Annotated in this window: 26 protein-coding genes; 13 read left to right on the top strand and 13 right to left on the bottom strand. The window is 58.1% G+C overall.

Features of this window, described 5'->3' with window-relative positions:
- Positions 1-25: 25 nt before the first annotated feature.
- The 4 genes from J7413_RS09820 to J7413_RS09805 are packed head-to-tail and all read left to right on the top strand — an operon-like array spanning position 26 to position 2,492.
- Complete coding sequence (locus J7413_RS09820) at positions 26-226, top strand: DUF6494 family protein (RefSeq protein WP_209097901.1); 201 nt, start codon at positions 26-28, stop codon at positions 224-226.
- Positions 227-1,291 carry an iron-sulfur cluster carrier protein ApbC gene (apbC, locus tag J7413_RS09815; protein ID WP_209097900.1) on the top strand — a complete coding sequence of 355 codons (1,065 nt, stop codon included), beginning with the start codon at positions 227-229 and terminating at the stop codon, positions 1,289-1,291.
- Positions 1,288-2,013 carry a biotin/lipoate--protein ligase family protein gene (locus tag J7413_RS09810; protein WP_209097899.1) on the top strand — a complete coding sequence of 242 codons (726 nt, stop codon included), beginning with the start codon at positions 1,288-1,290 and terminating at the stop codon, positions 2,011-2,013. Before apbC ends, J7413_RS09810 begins: the two co-directional genes overlap by 4 nt.
- The gene (locus J7413_RS09805; RefSeq protein ID WP_209097898.1) at positions 2,013-2,492 is read left to right on the top strand and encodes a DUF6505 family protein; all 480 of its coding nucleotides are present in this window, start codon (positions 2,013-2,015) and stop codon (positions 2,490-2,492) included. Before J7413_RS09810 ends, J7413_RS09805 begins: the two co-directional genes overlap by 1 nt.
- A 12-nt stretch (positions 2,493-2,504) precedes the next feature.
- Here the strand turns inward: J7413_RS09805 and J7413_RS09800 are convergent, their stop codons facing one another.
- From J7413_RS09800 to J7413_RS09790, 3 genes are read right to left on the bottom strand one after another with little or no spacing between them, the layout of a single operon-like run.
- A complete protein-coding gene (locus tag J7413_RS09800; protein WP_209097897.1) occupies positions 2,505-3,314 on the bottom strand; it encodes a substrate-binding domain-containing protein in 810 nt (269 codons plus the stop codon).
- Positions 3,311-4,030 (bottom strand): ATP-binding cassette domain-containing protein, encoded by a 720-nt coding sequence (locus J7413_RS09795; protein ID WP_209097896.1) that lies wholly within the window; start codon positions 4,028-4,030, stop codon positions 3,311-3,313. Before J7413_RS09795 ends, J7413_RS09800 begins: the two co-directional genes overlap by 4 nt.
- The gene (locus tag J7413_RS09790; protein WP_209097895.1) at positions 4,024-4,728 is read right to left on the bottom strand and encodes an ABC transporter permease; all 705 of its coding nucleotides are present in this window, start codon (positions 4,726-4,728) and stop codon (positions 4,024-4,026) included. Before J7413_RS09790 ends, J7413_RS09795 begins: the two co-directional genes overlap by 7 nt.
- 408 nt (positions 4,729-5,136) lie before the next feature.
- Between J7413_RS09790 and cysK the strand changes: the two genes are divergently transcribed.
- On the top strand, positions 5,137-6,201 hold the full coding sequence (cysK, locus tag J7413_RS09785) for a cysteine synthase A (protein ID WP_209097894.1): 1,065 nt from the start codon (positions 5,137-5,139) through the stop codon (positions 6,199-6,201).
- 72 nt (positions 6,202-6,273) lie between these two features.
- Here cysK and J7413_RS09780 read toward each other — a convergent pair whose 3' ends face one another.
- The 3 genes from J7413_RS09780 to ade all read right to left on the bottom strand — a co-directional run bounded on the left by J7413_RS09780 (position 6,274) and on the right by ade (position 9,977).
- The gene (locus J7413_RS09780; protein ID WP_209058508.1) at positions 6,274-6,561 is read right to left on the bottom strand and encodes an HU family DNA-binding protein; all 288 of its coding nucleotides are present in this window, start codon (positions 6,559-6,561) and stop codon (positions 6,274-6,276) included.
- 132 nt (positions 6,562-6,693) lie between these two features.
- Positions 6,694-8,172, bottom strand: a complete 1,479-nt coding sequence (locus J7413_RS09775) for an AMP nucleosidase (protein WP_209097893.1) — start codon at positions 8,170-8,172, stop codon at positions 6,694-6,696.
- Positions 8,169-9,977: an adenine deaminase gene (ade, locus tag J7413_RS09770; protein WP_209097892.1), complete on the bottom strand. Its 1,809-nt coding sequence runs from the start codon at positions 9,975-9,977 to the stop codon at positions 8,169-8,171. The genes J7413_RS09775 and ade overlap by 4 nt, the downstream gene beginning before the upstream one ends.
- 191 nt (positions 9,978-10,168) lie before the next feature.
- Between ade and J7413_RS09765 the strand changes: the two genes are divergently transcribed.
- A complete protein-coding gene (locus J7413_RS09765; RefSeq protein WP_209097891.1) occupies positions 10,169-10,924 on the top strand; it encodes a class II aldolase and adducin N-terminal domain-containing protein in 756 nt (251 codons plus the stop codon).
- A gap of 131 nt (positions 10,925-11,055) precedes the next feature.
- On the opposite strand, the gene J7413_RS09760 is transcribed toward J7413_RS09765, so the two are convergent.
- Positions 11,056-12,000 (bottom strand): GlxA family transcriptional regulator, encoded by a 945-nt coding sequence (locus J7413_RS09760; protein WP_209097890.1) that lies wholly within the window; start codon positions 11,998-12,000, stop codon positions 11,056-11,058.
- 78 nt (positions 12,001-12,078) lie between these two features.
- Here J7413_RS09760 and J7413_RS09755 point away from each other — a divergent pair, with 78 nt between their 5' ends.
- The 5 genes from J7413_RS09755 (at position 12,079) to J7413_RS09735 (ending at position 17,626) form a co-directional block, all read left to right on the top strand.
- On the top strand, positions 12,079-13,239 hold the full coding sequence (locus J7413_RS09755) for an acyl-CoA dehydrogenase family protein (protein ID WP_209097889.1): 1,161 nt from the start codon (positions 12,079-12,081) through the stop codon (positions 13,237-13,239).
- A 66-nt stretch (positions 13,240-13,305) separates the two neighbouring features.
- Complete coding sequence (locus J7413_RS09750; RefSeq protein ID WP_209097888.1) at positions 13,306-13,581, top strand: SelT/SelW/SelH family protein; 276 nt, start codon at positions 13,306-13,308, stop codon at positions 13,579-13,581.
- Between the two features lie 241 nt (positions 13,582-13,822).
- Positions 13,823-15,844 carry an acetate--CoA ligase family protein gene (locus J7413_RS09745; protein ID WP_209097887.1) on the top strand — a complete coding sequence of 674 codons (2,022 nt, stop codon included), beginning with the start codon at positions 13,823-13,825 and terminating at the stop codon, positions 15,842-15,844.
- A complete protein-coding gene (locus J7413_RS09740; protein WP_209097886.1) occupies positions 15,841-16,626 on the top strand; it encodes a carnitinyl-CoA dehydratase in 786 nt (261 codons plus the stop codon). Before J7413_RS09745 ends, J7413_RS09740 begins: the two co-directional genes overlap by 4 nt.
- A 145-nt stretch (positions 16,627-16,771) precedes the next feature.
- Positions 16,772-17,626, top strand: a complete 855-nt coding sequence (locus J7413_RS09735; RefSeq protein ID WP_209097885.1) for an SDR family oxidoreductase — start codon at positions 16,772-16,774, stop codon at positions 17,624-17,626.
- 82 nt (positions 17,627-17,708) lie between these two features.
- Here J7413_RS09735 and dxs read toward each other — a convergent pair whose 3' ends face one another.
- The 6 genes from dxs to J7413_RS09705 all read right to left on the bottom strand — a co-directional run bounded on the left by dxs (position 17,709) and on the right by J7413_RS09705 (position 22,986).
- Entirely contained in the window at positions 17,709-19,616 is a 1,908-nt protein-coding gene (gene dxs / locus J7413_RS09730) for a 1-deoxy-D-xylulose-5-phosphate synthase (protein ID WP_209097884.1), read from the bottom strand.
- Positions 19,617-19,630: 14 nt separating this feature from the next.
- Positions 19,631-20,500 carry a polyprenyl synthetase family protein gene (locus tag J7413_RS09725; protein ID WP_348538735.1) on the bottom strand — a complete coding sequence of 290 codons (870 nt, stop codon included), beginning with the start codon at positions 20,498-20,500 and terminating at the stop codon, positions 19,631-19,633.
- Positions 20,501-20,535: 35 nt separating this feature from the next.
- Entirely contained in the window at positions 20,536-20,778 is a 243-nt protein-coding gene (locus J7413_RS09720) for an exodeoxyribonuclease VII small subunit (protein ID WP_209097883.1), read from the bottom strand.
- Entirely contained in the window at positions 20,775-21,710 is a 936-nt protein-coding gene (locus J7413_RS09715; RefSeq protein WP_209097882.1) for a histone deacetylase family protein, read from the bottom strand. The genes J7413_RS09720 and J7413_RS09715 overlap by 4 nt, the downstream gene beginning before the upstream one ends.
- 64 nt (positions 21,711-21,774) lie before the next feature.
- Entirely contained in the window at positions 21,775-22,476 is a 702-nt protein-coding gene (locus tag J7413_RS09710; RefSeq protein ID WP_209097881.1) for a response regulator, read from the bottom strand.
- Between the two features lie 12 nt (positions 22,477-22,488).
- On the bottom strand, positions 22,489-22,986 hold the full coding sequence (locus tag J7413_RS09705; protein ID WP_209097880.1) for a MarR family transcriptional regulator: 498 nt from the start codon (positions 22,984-22,986) through the stop codon (positions 22,489-22,491).
- 178 nt (positions 22,987-23,164) lie between these two features.
- Here J7413_RS09705 and J7413_RS09700 point away from each other — a divergent pair, with 178 nt between their 5' ends.
- Both J7413_RS09700 and J7413_RS09695 read left to right on the top strand, forming a co-directional pair.
- Positions 23,165-24,034: a branched-chain amino acid aminotransferase gene (locus J7413_RS09700; RefSeq protein WP_209097879.1), complete on the top strand. Its 870-nt coding sequence runs from the start codon at positions 23,165-23,167 to the stop codon at positions 24,032-24,034.
- 124 nt (positions 24,035-24,158) lie between these two features.
- Positions 24,159-25,082 carry a DMT family transporter gene (locus tag J7413_RS09695; RefSeq protein ID WP_209097878.1) on the top strand — a complete coding sequence of 308 codons (924 nt, stop codon included), beginning with the start codon at positions 24,159-24,161 and terminating at the stop codon, positions 25,080-25,082.
- Positions 25,083-25,084 lie beyond the last annotated feature (2 nt).

Here is a 25,084-nt window from a genome sequence, read left to right as displayed (position 1 = left end):
GCGCGTTTTAGCAAAGGACACCGCAATGAGCGACGATTTCAACATGAGTATGCGCAAGTTCCTGAAGCAGGTTGGCGTGACAAGCCAGCAGGCCATCGAGGAAGCCATGCGCGCGGCGGGGGCTGAGGCCACCGCAGGAAAGACATTCAATGCCAAGATGGTGCTCACCATCGATGGAGTGGAGATGGAGCATGTGGTCACCGGCGAAATCAAAGGACGTGAATGAATGCCTAACCGCGACGACATTCTAAATATTCTCAAAGACTTCACTGACCCTGCTTCTGGCAGCGATCTGGTGGCCTCGGGCATGGTGCGTGCGCTTTCTGTGGACAATGGCGAGGTGCGATTTGTGATGGAAATCGACCCATCGCGCGCACAGGCAATGCAGCCGATCAAGGCCGACATTGAAAGCCGCCTGAACGCGCTTGAAGGGGTTTCCAAAGTGGCCATTGTCATGACCGCACATGAGGCGAAATCCCCGCCGCCCGATCTCAAACCCTCCCGTCCCAGCCAGCCCCAAGGCCCGCAAAAAATTCCCGGCATCGACCGTATTCTTGCCGTCGCCTCAGGCAAAGGCGGCGTGGGCAAATCCACGGTCTCAGCGAATCTCGCCGCCGCTTTGGCCGTCGAAGGTCGGCGGGTTGGCCTACTGGATGCCGATGTCTACGGCCCCTCACAGCCGCGCATGCTTGGTGTCTCTGGCCGCCCTGCAAGCCCGGATGGCAAAACCATTCTCCCCATGCGCAACCACGGCGTGACCATGATGTCGATCGGCCTCATGACCCGCGAAGAAGAAGCTGTGGTCTGGCGTGGCCCCATGCTGATGGGCGCCCTGCAACAGATGCTCAATCAGGTGCAATGGGGTGCGCTCGATGTGCTAATCGTCGATCTGCCACCTGGCACCGGCGATGTGCAGATGACGCTCGCGCAAAAAGCAGAGCTCACCGGCGCGCTTGTGGTCTCCACCCCGCAAGATATCGCGCTTTTGGATGCCCGCAAAGGCATCAACATGTTTGAAAAACTCGGCACACCCATCGTGGGCATGATCGAAAACATGAGCACCCATATCTGCTCCAATTGTGGGCACGAAGAACATGTCTTTGGCCATGGTGGCGTCGCGGCGGAAGCCGAAAAGTTGAACGTGCCGCTGCTGGCAGAAATTCCTCTGGCGATGGATATCCGTCTGGCCGCGGATGGCGGGGCACCGATTGTTGTCTCCAAGCCGGACTCACCGCAAGCACAGGTCTTCCGCAAACTGGCGCGTCAACTGATTGCGGATGGCACCGCATGAGGGCAGCACCGCAATTCCCGCCGCTCTTTGAAGGCCTCGCGCTTTCGGGTGCGGCGGATCCCTTTGCCAAGGCGCAGACACAGGCCATCATGGGCTGTGATGCGGGGTTGGTGGTCTATAATCTGGCCGCCGACCAGCTGCGCGCTGCGATTGTCTTTGCCCCTGAAGTCACCTTGAGCGAAGCCATGCCCGTGCTGATCAGCTGTGCCATCGGCTTTCAAAATGCGCTGGGTGCCCTGGCCCCGCCCGAGGTCGCTGTACATTTGGAATGGCCGGGCGGTATTTTGGTGAATGGTGCACGCTGCGGTCAGCTGCGCGTGGCGGCTTCAACAGAAGATACCAACGCCATGCCCGACTGGATTGTGGTCGGCCTCGAACTGCCCCTGATCCCGGCCAACGCAGACACGCCGGGGGACACACCTGATCAAACAGCCCTCTATGAAGAGGGCTGTGTCGACATCCCCCCCGAAGATCTGCTCAGCGCCTGGGTCCGCCATTCTCTTGTCTGGATCAACCGCATGGAAGACGATGGCCTCGCAGCCCTCAATGGCGAATGGCGCGGCCTTGCCCACAATCTCGGCGAAGAAGTGCACTGGACGATCGGCGACACCCTGGAAACGGGCACTTTCGTCGGCACCGACGAACGCTTCGGCGCCATGCTGCGCAGCGATCAAGACACCCGTCTGCTCCCCCTCACAACCCTTTTGGAAGGAAACAATTGATGCTGCTCGCACGTGCCATCCACTTTGATGAAAGCGACCAGAGGGTCTATCACAACCCAGCGCGCACGGGAGAATGGGCCATCAGCGGTGGCTTTGAGTTCTCCAATTGGTCGGACGCAGATCTCACCGGCAAGGCGCGGCAAGCTTTCACCAATGGCTGGCTGGGCGTGGAAACCTTCGGGCGCGTGACCTTTGTGGCCGTGACGGCGATCGAACCCGCCGAACTCGAAGCCCTGACAGACGCCCTTGCACAGCATTTTGTCGAAATCTATGGCGCCCCGTCTCTGGAAGCTGCCCGGCCTGTGGCCGCTGAGGAGCTGGCGCACATGGCAGACCTGTGCGCCGATCATGCCTCCAACACGCTGCTCACAGTGGTGCGCGAATTAACAGACGCGGGCGTGCGGGAGCAATTTCGCTCGATTGCCCCAGCCGATGCCGAGCTGGAGCAATTTGCGATTCATTCGGTGCCAGAAGAATAAGCTGCGGCTGTCTCAACGTTTTGCGTTGAACACAAACAGCCGTCCTCCTTCCAGCACATAGCCGTCAATCAAGTCGCGGGCGCGATCACTGACAAGCCAGTCTTCCAACTTCATCGCTGTTTTGACCTTCACATGCGGATGTTTTTCAGGGTTCACCGGAAGATAGGCATATTGATTGAACAGCGCAGGATCGCCCGCAAAAAGCATCTCCAGATCGCCCTTGTTTCCAAACTTCAACCAGCTCGCCCGATCCGACATGATGTAAGCATTCAGCCCCGACGCCGTGTTGAGTGACGCCCCCATGCCCGCGCCGGCTTCTTTATACCAGTCAACAGCGCGCTCTTCGCCAGTGATGCCTGCTTCAGTCCACAAAGACAGCTCTTTCTTGTGGGTGCCACTGTCGTCGCCACGGCTTACAAATGGGAACGCGCCCTCGGCAATGCGGGCAAGCGCGTCAGCCGCCGATCCCGCCTCTGCGATGGCCGCCGGGTCTTGAGATGGCCCGACAAAAACAAAATCATTAAACATGATTTCGCGTCGATGAACCCCATAGCCATCAAGCACAAATTTCTCTTCAGCGGCTTTGGAATGTACCAAAATGGCATCCACATCCCCCGCTTCGCCAAGCCGCAAAGCCTGACCTGTGCCAACCACCAAGAGCTGCACTTCGATCCCTGTGTCCTTTTTGATTTCCGGCAACAACACCTCAGAAAGGCCAGAATTGTGGAACGATGTCGTGACAGCCACCTTAAGGCTCTCTGCCTGTGCAGCAACGCTGCCCGCGGCCCATAGGGCGATCACAAAGATTGATCTGAGTTTCATTCGATAATGTCTCCTTGGAGGAATGCGCGCGCTTCCATGGATTCAGGGTGTTCAAAAAAGGTTTCTGCAGGGGTCTTTTCCAGGATCTGGCCATGATGAATAAACCAGACATCCTGCGCCAGCCGGCGCGCTTGACCGATGTCATGGGTCGACATCACAATCCGCGTGCCCTCTTGATGGATCTCCAGCAACAACGCCTCAAATTCACGCGTAGCGCGCCCATCTAGGTTCGCACAGGGTTCATCCAGAAACAGAATTTGGGGTTGCCGGATCAATGCCCGGGCAAGGGCAAGTTTCTGCCGCTCGCCTCCGGACAAGACCGTCGCTCGTTTCTCTGCACTGCCCTGTAATCCAACTCGGGCAAGCCACGCTTTCGCACGGTCGCGCGCCACAGAGCGCGCCATACCGTGTATGATCAAGGGATACGCCACATTCTCCAGAGCGCTCCGTCGCATCATGATCGGCGCCTGAAAAACAAATCCCTGCTGACCACGGGCTTTGGGCTCCGGCACCTGCCAGTTCAATTGCCCCCCCGGAGCAATGCGCTCCATACCGTGAAGCAGACGCAGCAATGTGGTTTTCCCCGCCCCATTTGGGCCCATCACAATGCTCAACCCTGTCTCAGACACAGTGGTCGTAATCGGCCCAACCAGAACCTTTCCGCGCCGCCGGACCTGTGCATTTTCCACACTCAGAGGCAAAATTGCGTCTACCATCGCCCGCTCACCTCCGTACGAGAGAGGCTATGAATGATCAAATTCACAGCGACTGCCAAACCGATCAGAACAAACCCCAGCGCCAATGCGAGAGAAAAGTTCCCTTTGCCGGTTTCCAGAGAGATCGCAGTGGTCAGGACACGGGTGGCATGATCAATGTTGCCACCCACGATCATGATCGCCCCGACTTCGCCGATCCCACGGCCAAATCCAGCAAGCGATGCCGTCAGCAGCGCACGCCGCCCATCCCATAGCAGAGTCAGTATTCGTTGCCTGCGTGTGGTGTTCAGGGAAATAAGCAGGTCGTGGTACTCAGCCCACAGATCTCTGATCGCCTGATGAGAAATCGACGCAATCAAAGGCGTCAGAATAACGACTTGGGCAATGATCATTGCGGTCGGTGTAAACAGCAGCCCGAACACGCCAAACGGCCCTGAACGGGACAGCAACAGATAGACAATCAATCCCACCACAACGGGCGGCAACCCCATCAATGCGTTCAGGGTTGCGATCACCAAACGGCGAAACCGAAAACGCTGAACCGCGAGCCAGCACCCCAACGGCAAACCTATGAGAGACGACACCACAACGGCGCTCAGGGTGACACGCAACGACCGAACAGAAATCTCGATCAGATCCGCGTCCAAAGTAAAAATGAGATGGGCTGCATGGATCAACCCCGCCAGAATGTCGTTCATTAGAAGTTTCTGAAACCGCCTCCTTCATACAACACGGCCCTCAGCCTATCCAACTGAAGTCAAAGTGTTGTTTGAAGTACTTTTAGGGATTGGCAAGCAGATACGAAAGCAAAATGCGCCCAGCTCTGCTCGTAGAGGGCAATCCCCCCAAAATGTCGCGACACTACAAAGTGCGTTCGACATTTTGTCCTCCCTCAAACAACAGCGCAGCCAAATCCAATCATTCTCGAAATATCATAAATTCAAAGCGCTGATCCGCTTCGACTGGCCCGGCACAGAACCAGATCTCATGGCACAAGCACTCTCTCAATCCTCCGTTCTTAATTTCGAAAGACGGCCAGTTGCCGCTACCATACCAATTGGCGAGCACTTACCTTTTTGGCACCACTCAAATTTGAGGAGAGTCTCATGACAAGACAGACAGAAGGCCGCAAACAACGCTACGACAGCATTCTGGACACTGTCGGCGACACCCCCATTGTGCGCCTAAATCGCATCGCGCCCAATCACGTGAACATGTTTGTAAAGTTCGAAGCGGCAAACCCTGGTGGCTCGGTAAAAGATCGCCTGGCGCTCAATATCATTGAAGCCGCTGAAAAAGATGGGCGCCTGGCGCCGGGACAAACCGTTGTCGAAGCCACATCAGGCAACACCGGCATTGGTTTGGCCATGGTCTGCGCCGCCAAAGGCTACCCGCTGGTGATCACCATGTCCGAAGCTTTCTCTGTCGAGCGCCGGCGTTTGATGCGGTTTCTGGGCGCCAAGGTCGTGCTGACACCCAAGGCGCAAAAGGGTTTTGGCATGTACACCAAAGCCAAAGAACTGGCAGAGGCAAACGGCTGGTTCCTGGCCAGTCAGTTTGAAACGGCAGACAATGCCGACATGCATGAAAACACCACGGCACGCGAAATTCTCAATGATTTTGAAGGTGAGCAGCTCGACTATTGGGTCACGGGCTATGGCACCGGTGGCACGGTTGCAGGTGTTTCACGTGTGCTGCGCCGTGAAAGCCCTAAGACCCAGATCATCTTATCTGAGCCAACCAACGCCGCACTGGTGGACTCAGGCTATGTAAACACCCGCAATGATGCGCATCAGGCCACCGAAAGCCACCCGTCCTTTGAACCCCATCCCATTCAGGGCTGGACCCCGGATTTCATTCCCTGGGTGCTTCAGGAAGCGTTGGACAACAACGGCTATGACAAGCTGATCAAAGTGGCCGGCCCGGACGGGATCGCATGGTCCAAACGCCTCGCTGCTGAGGAAGGCATCTTCACGGGAATCTCCGGTGGCGCAACACTTGCAACGGCGATCGAAGCTGCCAAGGAGGCCCCCGAAGGCGCAAACATTCTCGTCATGCTGCCAGACACCGGCGAGCGCTATCTCTCAACGCCACTCTTTGAAGGCATCGGTGAAGAGATGAGCGACGCAGAGATTGCCATCTCTCAATCTACGCCCAGCGCGCAACTTTGACGGCATGGCGCTGCACAAACAAAAAGGGCCGCTCTCAAGAGCGACCCTTTCCGTATTCAGTGATCAAAGCGATCAGCCGTTCACGCTATCTTTCAGCGCTTTGGCGATGGTCATTTTCACAACCTTGTCTGCTTCTTTTTTGATCTGCTCGCCAGTCGCAGGGTTGCGAACCATGCGCTCTGGACGCTCGCGGCAGTAGATTTTGCCAACACCCGGCAGAGTCACTGCGCCACCGGCGGACACTTCGCGGGTGATCAGCGCGCAAACAGCTTCCAGAGCTGCGCCTGCAGATTTCTTGTCAGAACCCATGTCTTCGGCCAGAGCAGCAACAAGTTGGGTCTTGGTCATCGGTTTTGCCATTTCAGGTCTCCATTAGTCTGCCCGAATGTTGGGCCTCATGGCGGGCATTTAACGGGATATGGTGGGTGAACACAACAAATTGTGATGCCAAAAACCGTGTTTTTTATGGGTTTTCCACAAGTTTCCGTTGGGTCAAAGAAAGGCCGTCTCATCAAAAGACCGCAATTTTCGCGAATGCAGACGCTCAAGCGGCATTTCACGCAATCGCTCCATGGCACGAATTCCGATCAGCAAATGACGTGCCACTTGCGTCTTATAGAAGTCGCTGGCCATTCCTGGAAGCTTAAGTTCACCGTGCAGCGGTTTGTCGCTGACACAGAGCAATGTCCCATATGGCACGCGGAAACGATACCCGTTTGCAGCAATCGTTGCGCTTTCCATGTCCAGCGCGATCGCACGGCTTTGGCTCAGCCTTTGCACAGGCCCGGTATGTTCTCGCAACTCCCAGTTGCGATTGTCGATGGTGGCCACCGTTCCAGTCCGCATCACGCGTTTTAGCTCATATCCGGAGAGCTTCGTGACATTTACTACGGCCTCCTCCAACGACGTTTGAACTTCTGCCAACGCCGGAATGGGCACCCAAACCGGCAGATCATCGTCCAGCACATGATCTTCACGCAGATACGCATGCGCCAGCACAAAGTCGCCCAGGCTCTGCGAATTGCGCAGACCAGCACAATGCCCCACCATGATCCATGCGTGCGGGCGCAAGACGGCAATGTGGTCGGTGGCCGTCTTCGCATTTGACGGGCCCACCCCAATGTTCACAAGCGTGATGCCAGAGCCATCCGCGCGCTTCAGGTGGTAAGTTGGCATCTGCGGCTGCTTGTCTACCGGCGCAATTGGGGTCTCCGCATCTGAAATCTCCACATTTCCGGTGCTGACAAAGCTGGTGTAGCCGCTCTTTTCATCTGCGAGCATGCTACGCGCATAGGCTTCGAACTCGGTCACATAGAACTGGTAGTTGGTGAACAGCACGTGGTTCTGAAAATGCTCGGGGTCCGTTGCCGTATAGTGGCTCAATCGCGCAAGCGAGTAATCCACGCGCTGCGCCGTAAACGGAGCCAGTGGCCCAACACCGTTTTCGTCCGGCGCAGCCGTGCCATTCACAATGTCATCATTGGTGGTCGACAGATCAGGCACATCAAAAATATCCCGCAGCGTGAAGTCCGCAGCGCCTTCCTGTGGCACGGTCATATCTGTGCGCGCCGCCACCGCGAAATGCACCGGAATGGGTGTGCTCGACACTCCCACCATCACACCCACTTTATGATTGGCCACAAGCAGAGCAATCTGCTGCTCCAGATAATGCCGAAACAGATCCGGCCGGGTGATGGTTGCCGCATGCACGCCGGGCTCCGCCACGTGGCCAAAACTCAAACGGCTGTCTACCTGCGCAAAACTCGTCGTGATAATGCGAATTTCCGGATAAAACGCGCGAATGCGATGCCCGTCCGGCCCTTTGCGCAGTGCGCGCCGGAACTGATCACACAGATAGGTGGTCGCAATCGTGTAAAGCTCCTCCAGACGATCTACAGCCGCCTTTGCATCCGTGAACATTTCAGGTGCGGGAACAGCGGGGGAATGTACAGGAATACTCTGTGGGGTCATTGCGCAGCCTTAATCACGTCGGTCATTTCAAATTTGGTCACATCCACCAGCCCGAGATCGGAAATCCTGAGTTCCGGGATCACCACCAGAGCCAACAGCGAATGCTGCATATAAGCGTTGTTGAGCGTACAGCCGCAAGCCTCCATCGCCTCAACCATGTTCTGCGCCTTGGCAGCCACGTCGATCGCCGGTGCATCTGACATCAGGCCCGCGATGGGCAGCTCCACCAAGGCGATCTCCTCACCATCTTTGAAGACGGTCACACCACCGCCAACTTCGCCCAGGCGATTGGCCGCTTTCGCCATCATCTCCCGGTCAGTCCCGACCACGATCATATGATGACTGTCATGCGCCACAGTCGAGGCCATCGCCATCTTGCCCTGATACCCAAAGCCAGACACAAACCCGTTGGTCACGCCCCCGGTGCCACGGTGGCGCTCCACCAAAGCGATCTGGCAAACATCCTGCGCGAGATCACCTTCCACGACAGCGTCAACCACAGAAAGCTCCGCAGTCAACGCCTTGGTTGGGGCTTGGTTCTCGATCACGCCAATCACATTGGCCGTGACTTGGGTCGCGCCATCCGGAGCGCCAACTTCAAAGTCTTTCGCCACCCGCGCACGGCCAAGATTGACCGTCTGACGCGCATGCACTGGCCAATCATAATGCGGGCAATCCACAAGCACTTCACCTGCCTTGGCCACGGTCACGCCACGCGCGATCACATGTTCAATCGGCAGCGTCTTCAGATCACTTGTAAGGATCACATCCGCCCGTCTTCCGGGCGCAATAGAGCCTAAATCACGCTCCAAACCAAAGTGCGTGGCAGTGTTGATTGTGGCCATCTGCAAAGCCACAATCGGATCACATCCACAGTCAATCGCGTGGCGCACCACACGGTTCATGTGCCCATCATTCACCAACGTGCCGGAATGGCAATCATCGGTGCACAGGATGAAACTACGCGGATCCAGCCCTTTCTCGGTCACCGCGGTGATCTGCGTTTCCACATCATACCACGCGCTGCCCAATCGCATCATCATACGCATGCCCTGACGCACCCGCGCAATCGCGTCTGCCTCACATGTGCCCTCATGATCGTCCGCGGGCCCACCCGCTGCGTAGGCATGAAAATCCTTGCCCAAATCGGGAGAGGCGTAGTGCCCACCGACGGTCTTGCCCGCTTTTTGCGTCGCTGCAATCTCCGCCAGCATCTGCTGGCTCCCATTGATCACACCAGGGAAGTTCATCATCTCCCCAAGCCCGATAATGCCCGGCCAGCTCATCGCTACTGCTACATCATCCGGACCAATCTCATAACCAGTGGTCTCGAGGCCAGGAGCTGAGGGCGCGCAGCTTGGCATCTGCGTGAAGATGTTGATGGGCTGCATCAGAGCCTCATCATGCATCATTTTTACACCTTCTAGGCCCAGCACATTGGCGATCTCATGCGGGTCGGTGAACATCGTTGTGGTGCCATGCCCAATCACCGCACGAGCAAACTCCGCAGGCGTCAGCATCCCGCTTTCGATATGCATATGCCCGTCACACAGACCGGGGATCATAAAGCGCCCTTCCGCCTCAATGACCTCTGTATCTGCGCCAATACAGTGACTCGCATCAGGCCCAACATAGGCAATGCGCCCGGCAATGACCGCAATGTCATGATCCGGCAGCACTTCACGGGTGTGTACGTTCACCCACTGGCCTTTGCGAATAACGAGATCTGCAGGGGAACGCCCTGCGGCGACGGCGACAAGCTGTGGGGCCAGATCAGCCCAGCTTTGAAATTGCATATGTTCCATGGCCCAAGGTGCCACGCGTTTTCGGGAGGTTCAAGCGGCTGTGTTTTGAAGCTTTTGTAAAAGATGTTTTTCGCACATTTTGAAACCCTCACGCGCAATTTACCTGCGCCCAAGGTGCATTTGCGACGTCGCAAATGTCTTAGACCTGCAAATTTGTGCCATGCTCAGGTGATCTTAGGGAGAGAAACATCATGGCCATCACCAACATTCGCCCCAACATGGAACACTGGCAGGCGCGCGTTGATCTCGCAGCCGCCTTCCGCTGGACAGCCCGCCTCAACATGCACGAAGGCGTCGCCAATCATTTCAGCCTCGCCATCAATGAGGACGGTACACGGTTCTTGATGAACCCAAACCAGCGCCACTTTGCACGGATCAACGCCAGTGATCTGATCGAAGTCGACGCCAATAACCCTGACGCATTGACCGGCCCTGATGCGCCGGACCCCACCGCCTGGGGCCTGCACGGCGGCATCCACCGCGCCTGCCCGCACGCGCGCTGTGTGATGCATGTGCATTCGATCTTCGCCACTGTGCTGGCCAGCTTGGCCGACTCCCGCCTGCCCCCGATCGACCAGAACTGCGCCACTTTCTTCAACCGCTATGTGATTGATGATGGCTACGGCGGCTTGGCCTTTGAGGACGAAGGCGCCCGCTGCGCCGCGCTGCTAACCGATCCGAAACAGAAGGTCATGATCATGGGCAATCACGGCGTCTTGGTCATCGGTGATACAGTCGCAGACACATTTAACAGGCTCTATTATTTCGAACGCGCCGCTGAAACCTACATCCGCGCGCTGCAAACCGGCCAGCCCTTGCGGGTGCTGTCAGACGACATCGCCGAGAAAACGGCACAGGAGCTTGAAGCCTACCCGGAGCAGGATGTGCGCCATCTGCAGGAACTCAAAGCCATTCTGGATGCCGAGGGCGATCCCTACGCCACCTGAACACAGCGTATCAGTATCAAATACGCAAAATCTTGGTCGCTGCTTGAGGCTAAATCCTCAGCTTTCGACAATCTCCAGAGCTTGGCACCTGCCGCAGCCGGCCTCACATTAAGCAGGTGTACATCTGATAACTAACCGCTCTGGCGCAACGCACGCGGGGTGATCCCAAAGGTCTCTTTAAACACCCGCGTCATCGCCGCTGGGCTCTGATAACCAGACCGAAGCGCGATTTCTGCCACGCTCAAGTCTGTCTCAACCACCAGCTTCCGAGCCAAATTCAGCCGAAAACGCCGATAGACGACCACCGGCGGCGCGCCCAACTCTGCACGCATCCGACTCTCAAGTGTCTTCTGTGTAGCTCCAGCCCGCGCTGCCACCTGTCCAATACTGAGAGGCATTTCAAGGTTGTCCTGCATCACCCCCAACGCCCTACTCACCAAACGCCCAGCCGGGCTTGCGCCCCCGCTGTGAGAGCGCGCACTGTCCCGCGTCATGAACAACTGCGCCACCTCCAGTGCCAAAGCCTGCCCGTGCGCATGCCCAATCAAATCCAACACCAGATCAAACGCCGCCATCGCCCCAGAACAGGTGATGCGATCGCCGTCGATCACAAACCGCTCGCGCACCACATCCACATCTGGAAACCGTTCCGCAAAGGGCATCAGCTCCTCCCAATGGATCGTGGCACGCCGCCCCTCCAGAAGCCCCGCCTCCGCCAACAACCAGCTGCCCGTGTCCATGGCCGTGATGATAGGAAAGCGTTTGTCCGCCGCCCGCAACGCCGCCTGTGTGGCCCATCCACCAAGATCCCGAAACCCATAAGATGGCATCACAATCAACATGTCGCCCTCGGCCTCTGACATGCGACCATGCGGTGTAACCACCAATCCAGAAGAGCTCGCCACAGGACCACCATCCAAAGAGACAAAACGCCAGACAAAAAGGTCTCTTCCAGACAGCATATTGGCCGCACGCATAGGCTCAATCGCATTGGCAAGGCAGTGATTTGAAAACCCGTCAAACAGCAGAACCCCAACCTTCTGCGCTGCAGCGTGATGATTTTCCCAATTTCGCATGATTTAGGGATAATTCTGCATGCTGTAGCCCGTCAAGCCAAAGGACGATTTCTGCGAAACAGGATTGGAGCGTGGCACATGCAATTTGGCTTGACCGAAGAACAGGAGATGATTGTCTCCACAGTTCGCAGCTTTGTGGAAAACGAGATCTACCCTCATGAGGCAGAGGTCGAACGCACAGGCCAAGTGCCACATGAGCTCGGCGAAGAGATCAAACAAAAGTGCATCGACCTTGGCTTTTACGCCTGCAACTTCCCTGAGGAAGTCGGCGGCGCCGGACTGTCTCATCTGGACTTCACCTTGGTCGAGCGTGAACTGGGGCGCGGCTCCATGGCACTCACCCACTTCTTTGGCCGTCCCCAGAATATCCTGATGGCCTGCAACGCCGAGCAACGCGAACGATACTTGCTCCCCGCTGTGCGTGGCGAAAAAATGGACGCTTTGGCTATGACAGAGCCTGATGCAGGTTCCGATGTGCGCGGTATGAAATGTCAGGCCCAGCGCGACGGAGGGGATTGGGTCATCAATGGCTCCAAGCATTTCATCTCCGGTGCGGAACATGCGGATTTCTTCATCGTCTTCATCGCAACCGGTGTCGATGACACGCCCAAAGGCCCCAAAAAGCGCATCACCACCTTCCTCGTAGATCGCGGCACTCCCGGCTTTGATGTGCGCGAGGGCTACAATTCCGTCAGTCACAAGGGCTACAAAAACTACATCCTCTCCTTTGATGACTGCCGCCTGCCAGATGCGCAGGTCCTTGGCGAGGTCGATGGCGGTTTCGCCGTGATGAACGAATGGCTCTACGCCACCCGCCTCACCGTTGCCGCCTTCTCCGTGGGACGCGCGCGCCGCTGTTTTGACTACGCCCTCAACTACGCCGCAGAGCGAAAACAATTTGGCCAGCCCATCGGCAAATTCCAAGGCGTCGGTTTTCAAATCGCCGATATGATCACCGAAATTGATGCTGCCGATTGGCTCACCCTCGCGGCCGCCTGGCGCCTGGACAACAATCTGCCCTCCAACCGCGAAATCGCCTCCGCCAAACTCTATGCCTCAGAGGCGCTTGCACGTGTCACCGACACCACTCTTCAGATCTTTGGCGGCATGGGGCTGATGGACGACTTCCCCATCGAGCGTTTCTGGCGCGACGCGCGTGTAGAGCGCATCTGGGATGGCACCAGCGAGATCCAGCGCCACATCATCAGCCGGGATCTTCTGCGGCCCCTGGGGGCATGATGGAAAGCGTTGTGTTGCGTGCCCAGCTGCGGCACAACCTCGGAAAAGATCCGAGGAGAAAGCCAGATGAAACCGGTTGTAACAATCACCTATTGCGTTGGGTGCAAATGGCTTCTGCGCGCCGGATGGATGGCACAGGAACTGTTGCAAACCTTTGGCGACACCCTCGGCGGGGTGACAATCGCACCAGCCGAAGTGCCGGGCACCTTCAAGATCACTGTGGATGGCACGCTCCTGTGGGATCGCAAACGCGATGGCGGGTTTCCCGAAGCCAAAGAGCTGAAACAACGCTTGCGCGACTTGATAGAACCAAACCGCGATCTCGGACACTCGGATCGTTAGACGCAAATGGCGCAGCGGGGGCCAGCCCCCGCACCCCCGGGATATTTAGAGCAAGAGGAAAGGGGGCGACGCGCAGCCACCCCCTCCAGAAAGACCCTCTCGGGCTTCCCCTTGCACGGTCATCGGCTTCCCAGCCTGTGCCGCCCCAAAAATCTGCGCAAAACCGGTTAACAAAACCTTACTTCCTCTTGCTGCAAATATCCCCACCGGAGGCCAAAAGTCAGTGCGAGAGGGCGGCATCATGACCCGCGATCTCTCAAGACTGATCCGCCCGAAATCCATCGCCGTAGTCGGCGGCGGCGCATGGTGTGCTGAGGTCATTCGCCAGTGCGAGAAAATTGGCTTCTCAGGAGACATCTGGCCTGTCCACCCCAAAGCCGAGTCTGTGTTGGGTCGACGCGCCTACCCTGACATCCCCGCACTCCCGGCACCACCTGACGCCACCTTCATTGGCATCAATCGCCACGCCACCATCCAAGCGGTTTCTGCGCTCTCAAAGCTGGGCGCAGGCGGCGCGGTCTGTTTTGCCTCGGGCTTTTCCGAGGCCGCGTCTGAGGACGCCACAGGAGCCAACCTTCAGGATGCGCTGATCACGGCCGCAGGCGATATGCCCATTCTCGGCCCCAACTGCTACGGGCTCATCAACGCACTGGATGGCACAGCGCTTTGGCCCGACCAACACGGTTGCCGCCCTGTCGACAAGGGCGTGGCAATCCTGACACAAAGCTCAAACATCGCCATCAATCTCACCAACCAGCGCCGCGGGTTGCCAATCGCCTATGTCGCCACCTGCGGAAACATGGCGCAACTCAATCAGGCGGAAATCGCGTCCGCGTTTTTAGATGACCCGCGTGTTACCGCCATTGGCCTTCATATTGAAGGCTTCACAGATCTGCGTGCGTGGGAACGGTTTGCCCACAAAGCCTATGTAAAGGGTGTGCCCGTCGTCGTGCTCAAAGTTGGCGCCAGCAGTGAGGCTCAGGCCGCAACAGTCTCTCATACGGCCTCATTGGCTGGCAGCGACGCAGGCGCAAGCGCATTGATCTCGCGGCTTGGGTTTGCCCGCGTCGCCGAATTACCGTTGTTGCTGGAGACCCTCAAACTGCTTCACATGGTTGGCGTGCCTGAAGGCCGCAACATTGCCTCGATCAGTTGCTCAGGCGGCGAGGCCAGCCTTATGGCCGACACTGCGCTCCAGACAGATCTTCGATTTCCACCTTTAACAGAGCCTCAAACCGCAGAGTTGCGGGACGTCCTTGGCCCCATGGTCGCGCTCGCCAATCCATTGGATTACCACACCTATATCTGGCGCGACGAAGCGGCGATGGCCCGAGCTTGGTCCGCCATGACGGCCCCCGACATCGCCATGACCTTCACTGTGGTCGACTACCCGCATGAAAACCGCGCGGATTGGGACTGCGCGACCGCCGCTGCCATTGGCGCACGCAAACGCACGGGTCGTCCCATGGCTGTGGTGGCGAGCTTGCCAGAACTGATGCCTCCTGATGTGACTGAAGACCTGATTTCAGGTGAAGTTGTCCCTTTTTATGGTCTGCGCGAGGCCCTCTGCGCCACAGATGCCGCCGCCAGTATCTCCGCCCCAAACGTCACACCACTCGCCCTGCCGGGCACACCTCAAAACGCCACCGTCTTAAGTGAAGTCGCCGCGAAACAGGCACTAACACAGCATGGAATGGACATTCCAGCCAGCAAGACCGCGTCGCGCTACGACAAACTTGCGCAATGTGCCGCCACCCTCACCGCGCCTCTGGTGCTCAAGGGTCAGGGCATCGCACACAAAACAGAGGCCGGAGCGGTGAAGTTGCGCCTGAGTTTGGAACAGTTGGACACAGCTGCCGCAGAGATGCCCACAGATACTTTCCTGATTGAAGAAATGGTTGAGGGAGGCGTTGCTGAGCTTCTGCTGGGCATCACCCGAGATCCTGCCCATGGCTTTGTGCTGACACTGGCCGCAGGTGGGGTGTTAACCGAGCTGATGGAAGACAGCGTATCGCTTCTCGTACCGGCAAACCGCGACCGCCTGTATCAGTCTCTAATGTGCCTGAAAGTGGCCAAATTGCTCACCGGCTATCGTGGCGGTGACGCTGCCAACATAGACGCCATTCTCGATGCTGCAGAGGCTCTTCAAGCCTATGTGCTTGCCAACTCATCCACCTTGGAAGAGGTTGAAATCAATCCATTGATCTGCACGCCAACCCGCGCTGTCGCGGCGGATGCGTTGATACGAAAGGAGATGTCATGACCGACAGCCCTGTGAAAACCCGGCGCGACGGTGCCATTCTTGAAGTCACCTTGGACCGCCCCAAAGCCAACGCCATTGATCTCGCCAGCAGCCGGATCATGGGCGAGGTGTTTCGCGACTTCCGCGATGATCCTGACCTGCGCGTAGCCATCCTCACTGGGGGCGGCGAGAAATTCTTCTGCCCTGGATGGGATCTGAAAGCCGCCGCAGAGGGCGATGCGGTGGACGGCGACTATGGCGTCGGCGGCTTTGGCGGCCTTCAGGAGTTGCGCGATATGAACAAGCCCGTGATCGCCGCTGTCAACGGCATTGCTTGCGGCGGCGGACTGGAGCTCGCGCTTTCTGCCGACATCATCATCTCCGCCGATCATGCCTCTTTTGCGCTGCCGGAAATCCGGTCTGGCACAGTGGCCGACGCAGCCTCTGTCAAGCTTCCCAAACGCATCCCGTATCACATCGCCATGGAACTCTTGCTGACAGGTCGCTGGTTTGATGCCGAAGAGGCCCACCGCTGGGGCCTCGTGAATGAAATCGTCCCTGCCGCAACCCTCATGTCACGCGCTTGGGAGCAGGCCCGCTTACTCGCATCTGGCCCTCCGCTGGTCTACGCCGCGATCAAAGAAATTGTGCGCGACGCCGAAGATGCCAAGTTTCAAGATGCCATGAACCGCATCACGCAACGCCAGCTGCGCAGTGTCGATGTGCTCTATGACAGCGAAGACCAAATGGAGGGGGCACGCGCATTTGCCGAAAAGCGGGATCCGGTTTGGAAAGGTAGGTGACTGTCAGAGAACGGCGCAGTGCCCGCAGCCATAAAACCACGATATCGTCTCGATTTTGCACAGTTGCGTGAGCTGATCTCCCTGTCTTGTGCAAAATCACCGCCGCCCTCTTGTCCCTCCTTACCGAGAGAGGCAGTGTGTCCTTATGAGCAAAACACTCCTCTCCCTAGGTCACGGATATTCCGCCCAGGCACTGGCAAAGCGTTTGCTGCCTCAAGGCTGGACCATCATCGGCACCCATCGCGATCCGGGTCAGGCCGAAACCCTGCGCGCACAAGGGGTCACGCCACTGCAATGGCCCATCAATTTTGACGAAGCGCTTCAGGGCGTCACCCATGTCCTCAGCTCCATCCGCCCGGATGATGCGGGCGATCCGGTGCTGCGCGCTGGCCGCGATGCTCTTGTGGCTGCGGCGCCCAATCTGAAATGGGTGGGCTACCTGTCCACCACAGGCGTCTATGGCGATATGGACGGGGGCTGGGTGGATGAGGAAACCCCGCTCGATCCCGGCGGCATGCGCGGCAAAATGAGGGTCAAGGCGGAAGCCGAATGGTCCGCTCTTGCCGACGTGCCCCTGCATATCTTCCGTCTTGCTGGGATTTATGGCCCCGGCCGTGGCCCCTTTGCCAAATTGCGCCGCGGCACGGCCCGCCGCATCATCAAGAAAAATCAGGTGTTTTCCCGCGCTCATGTGGATGACATCGCGCGCGTCTTGGAGGCTTCGATACTGGCGCCCAAACCGGGCGGCATCTACAATGTTTGTGATGACAGCCCAGCGCCTCCGCAAGATATTCTCGCCTATGCCGCTGAACTGCTTGGCATGGAGCCCCCCCCGGAAATTCCTTTCGAAGACGCAGATATGAGCCCAATGGCGCGCAGCTTCTATTCAGACAGCAAACGGGTGCGTAACACGCGCATCAAAGAAGAGCTGGGCGTCACGCTCAAATACCCCAACTACCGCGATGCGCTGAAAGCCATGTTAGAAGAAGAAACCGATTAAGCGCTTAAGGTCTTCTTCTTGCACAAAATATCCCGGGGGTGTGGGGGCTGGCCCCCACGCTGTGCTTTCTCCCAAACGCGCCTCAGGGCTCGCCTAAAACATCCAGCACTTTCGCCTCTATGTGCTCCGCATTCATTGCGGCCACATCATACATCGCCTTCGGACTTGCCTGATCAATAAACACATCCGGCAACACCATTGAGCGATACTTCAGCCCCCGATCAAACACGCCCTCGTCCGCCAGAAGCTGTGCCACATGGCTGCCAAAGCCACCCACGGCGCCCTCTTCGATGGTGATAAGCGCTTCGTGTTTGGCAGCGAGCTCTAAGATCAGCGACTTGTCCAACGGTTTGGCAAAACGGGCATCGGCAATTGTCGGTGTGATCCCCTGCGCTGCAAGAGCCTCCGCCGCTTTCTTGGTTTCTTCCAGCCGGGTGCCGAAAGACAGCAGCGCCACGCGTGCGCCCGCCTGAACCATACGGCCTTTACCGATTTCAAGGATCTCGCCGCGCTCAGGCAGCTCAACCCCCACCGCTTCACCACGTGGATAGCGAAAGGCAATCGGCCCGGCGTCATAGGCCGCGGCTGTGGCCACCATATGTTTCAACTCAGCTTCGTCCGCTGCGGCCATCACCACCATGCCCGGCAAGTTGGCGAGATAAGCAATGTCAAAGCTGCCGGCATGGGTCGCACCATCCGCCCCCACAAGCCCAGCACGATCAATGGCAAAGCGCACAGGCAACCGCTGAATGGCCACATCATGCACCACCTGATCATAGCCGCGCTGCAAAAACGTGGAATAGATCGCACAGAAAGGCTTCATGCCGCCCGCGGCCAGCGCGGCAGAGAATGTCACACCATGCTGTTCAGCAATCGCCACATCAAAACAACGGCTTGGATAGCGCTCCGCAAACCGCTTCAAGCCAGTGCCATCCGGCATCGCAGCCGTCACCGCACAAATCCGGCTGTCCTCTGCCGCCACCTCCAGCAAAGCATCAGAAAACACCGAGGTGTAGCTCGGCGCGTTGGATTTCGCCTTCTTCTGCTTACCTGTCGTGACATCAAATTTCGCTGTGGCATGCCCCTTGTCGTAGGCCGCTTCCGCCGGGGCGTAGCCTTTGCCTTTCTTGGTATTCACATGCAACAAAACCGGCCCGGTTGCCCGCTCTCGCAAACTGCGTAACAGCGGCAGAAGCTGGTCCATGTCATGGCCATCAATCGGGCCTACATAGGAAAACCCAAGCTGCTCAAACAGCGTGCCGCCCATCGCCAGCCCCTTCAGCGCCTCACGGGTGCGCTTGGCACCTGCGCGAAACGGCTGCGGCAGCAGGCTGGTGGCCGCCTTCGCCGCTGTTTTCAGCTCCTGAAACGGGGCCCCGGCATACAATCGGGATAGATAGACGCTCAACGCCCCAACAGGTGGTGCAATCGACATGTCGTTGTCATTGAGGATCACAAACATCCGTTTGCCCAGATGGCCGGCATTGTTCATCGCCTCATAGGCCATGCCCGCCGTGATCGCGCCATCGCCGATCACCGCAACCACATCGCCCAGACCGCCGTCGCACTCCCCCCCCAGATCGCGCGCCACGGCAAAGCCCAGCGCTGCTGATATCGAGGTCGAAGAATGCGCCGCGCCAAACGGGTCAAACACGCTTTCGCTGCGCTTGGTAAATCCAGAGATGCCGCCCTGCTGTCGCAGCGTCCGAATACGGCCGCGCCGCCCAGTCAGGATCTTATGGGGATAGCTCTGGTGCCCCACATCCCAAATCAGCTTGTCCTGCGGCAAATCAAACACCGCATGCAGCGCCACGGTCAGCTCCACAACGCCAAGCCCCGCGCCCAGGTGCCCGCCGGTTTCACTCACAACAGAAATCGTTTCGGCACGCAGCTCATCCGCCAACTGAGCCAGCTCACGGTCTGAAAACCGCTTCAGATCCTCAGGCAGCGTCACCTGGTCCAACAAGGGGGTCTCGGGTCTGGCAGACATGGTCGCGCCTCCGATCAGTTGTCCCGCGAGACAACAAACTTTGCGGCCTGCCGCAGTGTCTCTGCCTCTACCCCGTACGGAGCGAGCGCCTCACAGGCCGCTTCAATCAGCTGCTCCGCCCGCGCCTTGGCACCCTCAAGTCCCAACAGAGACACAAAGGTCGCCTTGCCCGCGTGCGCGTCTTTGCCAACCGCCTTGCCCACCTTGGCCGCATCGCCTTCCACATCCAGAATGTCATCTGCAATCTGAAACGCCAGTCCCAGATCCGTGGCATAACGCTGCAAATGGGCTGTGTCCGCCTGCGCCATCACCGCGCCCGCTGTGGCCGACCACACGATCAAAGCCCCGGTTTTGCCTGCTTGCAAGCGGGTGATCTCCTCAAGCGTCAAAGGCGTGCTGGCGGTCTCTGCGGCAATATCCAGCGCTTGCCCCAAAACCATGCCCTGCGCGCCTGCCGCCCGGGCCAGCGTCACGGTCAATTCAGCGCGCACCAAAGGTGCGGGATGGCACTCAACCCGGCTGACACATTCAAACCCAAGCGTTTGCAGCGCATCTCCGGCCAGAACAGCGGTGCACTCATTCCACTTTACATGCGTCGTCGGCAGCCCCCGCCGCATGTCATCATCATCCATACACGGCAGATCATCATGTACCAATGAATAGGCGTGCACCGCCTCAATCGCTGTCGCGGGCCAGATCGCATGCTCTGGCGCAACACCATGCAGACGCGCGCTTTCCAGCACCAGAAACGCCCGCAGGCGCTTACCTCCCGCACTGGCATAGCGCATCGCATTCACAACAGGCAGCGTCCCCATGGGCGCCATCACATGCTGCAAATGGGCCTCCACCTGCTGGGCGGCCTCTTTCAGTCTGGTCTCAAACACGATCCGGCGAGTCCTTAATCACAGGCGCAATCGCCTCACATGCCCTCAACCGGGGTCAAACCAGCCGGGTTACCGTTGCCATCCAAAGTGATCGCCGCGACTTTTTCTTCCGCTTCTTTCAGCTTGGCCTCACACCGCGCTTTCAGGGCCGCACCACGCTCATACAGCGCGATGGATTTCTCCAGCTCGACGTCACCGCGCTCCAACTGGCCCACAACCTGCTCCAGCTCCCGCATGGCCGCTTCAAAGCTCATCTCTTGCACAGGGGTGTCACTCATCCGGCTCTCTCCATCAAAACGCTGACATGCGCAGCCACCGAGGCCGCAAGCGCGTTCAGATCATATCCCCCTTCCAAAGTCGAGACCACCCGACCACCTGCAGAGGCATCCGCCACATCACAGAGCCGCTCCGTCAGCCAAACGAAATCATCCTCACGCCAGTTGAGCTGCGCCAGCGGATCATCTGCATGCGCATCAAACCCTGCCGAAATGATCACCAGCTCCGGCTTAAACCGCGCAAGCGCCGGAAACACCTCAGCCTCATACGTGGCCCGCATCAGGCGCCCATCGCTGTGCGGCGGCAAAGGCAGGTTCATCACGTTGTAATGCCCACCGGTCTCTTCTGGCAGCCCCGTACCGGGCCACAAAGGGTTCTGGTGACTGCCGATAAACAGGCTACGGGACTCGTTCCACAACAGATCCTGCGTGCCATTGCCATGGTGGACATCAAAATCCACCACCGCCACACGGCTGAGCCCATGACGTTCCAGCGCATGTTTCGCCGCGATGGCGGCAGTGCCAAACAGGCAAAACCCCATAGGTGTGGCTTTCTCCGCATGATGCCCCGGCGGACGACAGGCCACAAAGGCATTGCCCACCTCGCCCGCAAGCACAGCATCCACCGCAGCAACACAGCCCCCGACCGCATGGCGCGCAGCCATAGTGGACCCTGGCGACATATGTGTATCGCCGTCCAGCGCCACCGTGCCACTCTCAGGCTCAGCTGCGGTGATTGCATCCAAATGGGCTTGTGGGTGACAGAGCAAAATATCCGCATCAGAACACTCTGGCGCATCACGCCGATCCAACCCGGCAAATTGCGGTGCCGCGAGCCCCGCCATGATGCGTTCCACACGCGCCACCTGCTCCGGATGCCCGTTCGGCGTCACATGGCGCAACGAACTGTCATGGCCAAACAATGCTGTTGTCATCGCTGCCCGCTTCCTCTTGCTATAAATATCCCCGCCGAAGGCAAAAATCTAATTTGGAAACGCCTCAATCTGGCGCCAGCATATACCCTGCGCCACGCACCGTCTGCAGATAGCGCGGCTGTTTAGGGTCTTCTTCAATCTTGCGCCGCAAACGGGTGATCTGCACATCGACCGCGCGCTCCTGCGCCTGACCTTTGTCGCGCCCCAGCTCTTCGACCAAAGTGCCCCGGCTGATTGGCTCACCCGGCGTTTTGGAAAAGATCCGCATCAGGTGACTTTCGGTCGCGGTCAGGCGCACAGGCTCTTCGCCCTGCCACATTTCCCCGCGATCAATGTCATACCGAATGCCGCCAAGATGCAGCACCTTGGGCACCGTCGCCGCCTCGTCAACCTCAGGCATGCGCCGCAAAATAGCGTTGATGCGCAGCAACAGTTCCTTGGGCTCAAACGGTTTGGCCAGATAATCATCTGCCCCCGCTTCCAGCCCAGCGATCCGATCCTCTGTTTCTCCCTTCGCCGTCAACAACAGCACCGGGGTCTCAGAGGTTTCGCGAATGCCTTTGGTCAGGCTTACGCCATCTTCGCCCGGCATCATCACGTCAAGCACCAGCAAGTCGAAATCAAGCCCCGAAAGGATCCGCCGTGCATGATCAGCATCCCGTGCCGCCGTCACCAGAAACCCATGTCGCATCAGAAACTTACGCAGCAGCGTCCGGATGCGCTCATCGTCATCCACAATCAGCAAGTGCGGGGCAATCTCATTCATGATCTGGTTTCCTTACTGGCCCGTCTCTCGCAAAGACAAATACTGCCGACGCAACTCGCCGTCCATCATTGACTCAAGCACGCGACGAAAGCCCGCAACGGCCTCCGGTCCGGCATCACGAAACGCGCTACGCATGCGGTTGCGCTGCGAATCTGACAACCGATTTTCCAGCGCGACTCCTGTCTCCGTTAAGTAGAGGTTGCGCTCACGCCGATCTGAAGTACCCACACGGCTTTCCACCAGCCCATCTTCGATGAGCGTACGCAGAACACGGTTCAGCGATTGCTTCGTCACCCCAAGAATGGCCAGCAGATTGGTCACCGTGGTGCCCGGCGCGCGATTGATAAAGTGAATCGCCCGATGATGCGCGCGCCCATACGCCATGCTTTCAAGGATCCGATCAGGATCCGCAGTAAATCCACGATAGGCGAAGTACATCGCTTCGATACCCTGACGCAGCTGTTCGTCCGTAAGATACAGCAAATTTTCGCTGCGGATGCCCTCGCCCATGATACCTCCTGAGATCACAATTGACCGCTTTCCACGTCACAATACGTCAGCTTTGTTGACACTCCAAGAGCTAACTGGTAGCGAATCCCAGGATTTGCGCAACTTTATGACCATTTCGGCCATTTCACGCGCAACATTCGGAAATTTGAACATGCTTTGAAAGGCGAAAGGAACAACCATGGCAGGTGCATATGACGATCGCGACGGCGTCATCTGGATGGATGGCGAATTTGTGGACTGGCGCGAGGCCAAGGTCCACGTCCTGAGCCACGCCCTCCATTACGCGAGCTCCGTTTTTGAAGGCGAGCGTGCATATAACGGCAAAATCTTCAAAAGCGTTGAGCACAACGAGCGCCTCTTCAAAAGCGCAGAGGCATTGGACATGCCAATGCCGATCTCTCTGGAGGAACTGGAAGCGGCAAAACAGGAAACGCTCAAGAAATCCGGCCTGCAAGACGCCTATGTACGTGTTGTTGTGTGGCGTGGCTCCGGCGATGACATGGGTGTCGCATCTGCAGCGAACCCGGTGCGTGTGGCGATCGCCGTTTGGCCATGGGGCGCCTACTATGGCGACGCAAAGATGCAGGGTGCCAAGCTTGATATTGCCGAGTGGAAACGTCCGAGCCCGGAAACCATCCCAGTGCATGCCAAGGCGGCAGGTCTCTACATGATCTGCACCATCTCCAAGCACAAAGCCGAAGCCAAGGGCTGCTCCGACGCGCTTTTCATGGACTACCGCGGCTATGTGGCGGAGGCGACCGGCGCAAACATCTTCTTTGTGAAAGACGGCGAAGTGCACACACCGACGCCGGATTGCTTCCTCAACGGCATCACCCGTCAGACCGTGATCGGCATGCTGAAAGACAAAGGCATCAACGTGATTGAGCGTCACATCATGCCCGAAGAGCTGGCCGATTTTGAGCAATGCTGGCTGACCGGCACCGCCGCCGAAGTGACCCCAGTGGGCCAGATTGGCGACTACACTTTTGAGGTGGGCGACATCACCCGCGACATCGCGGAATCTTACGAAAAGCTTGTGCGTTCCTAAACACACGCACCCATGATTGAGACAGAGGCCCTCGGGCCTCTGTTTTGTTTTCAGGCCACACCTTGCCATCTCTGGCCCTCCAGTCCAGTGTTGCCGCACCCAAAGTCAGCGCAGGACCGCTTGCATGAACCCCCTCAAAGGCATCGCACTGAAAGTCAGCGCCATCGCGCTGTTTTCTGTGATGGCAGCGCTGATCAAAGCCACCGCATCTGATGTCCCAGCCGGGCAAGCCGTTTTCTTTCGCTCGTTCTTTGCGCTGTTTGTGATCTTTGGTTGGCTGATCTATCGCCGCGAGCTGCCTCAGGGCCTGCGTGTTCAAAACGGCATGGGGCACGTTTGGCGCGGGGTGATCGGCACCACCGCCATGGCCATGAATTTTGCCGCTCTTGGCCTGCTGCCCCTGCCCGAAGTCACCGCCATCGGCTTTGCAGCGCCGCTGCTCACGGTGATCTTTGCCGCAATGTTTCTTGGCGAGGAGGTGCGCGCCTTCCGCCTCTCTGCTGTGGGTCTGGGCCTGATTGGTGTCACCATCGTGCTTTGGCCGCGTATCACCTTCTTTGATGCGGATCAGGCCTCAGCCCTGGCCAGCCTCGGTGTTATGCTTGTGCTTGGCTCCGCTGTCTTTCGGGCGTTGGCGCAAATCCACATCCGCAAACTCGTGCAAACCGATCAAACCTCCGCGATCGTGTTCTATTTCTCGCTTACGGCAACCGGTCTTTCGCTTCTGACACTGCCATTTGGCTGGGTGGTCCCCTCATGGGAGCAGGCTGCAATGCTCACCATTGCCGGGCTGATTGGGGGGTTCGCACAGATCCTGCTGACGTCTTGCTACAGGTTTGCACCCGCCTCAGTCGTAGCGCCTTTTGATTATGTGGCGATGCTGTTTGCCTTGCTGATTGGCTACGTCTGGTTTGCTGAGATCCCAACCAAGCAAATGCTCATTGGCGCAACAGTTGTGATCCTTGCCGGGGTGCTGATCATCTGGCGCGAACGCCAATTGGGCATCAAACGCGGCAAAGCCCGTCCCGGGATCACCCCACAGGGTTAAAC

The sequence above is a fragment of the Shimia sp. R10_1 genome, assembly GCF_017744095.1.
Lineage (GTDB): Bacteria > Pseudomonadota > Alphaproteobacteria > Rhodobacterales > Rhodobacteraceae > Shimia.
The sequence above is the reverse complement of the archived record's forward strand: the minus strand, read 5'-3'. Positions and strand labels throughout refer to the sequence as shown.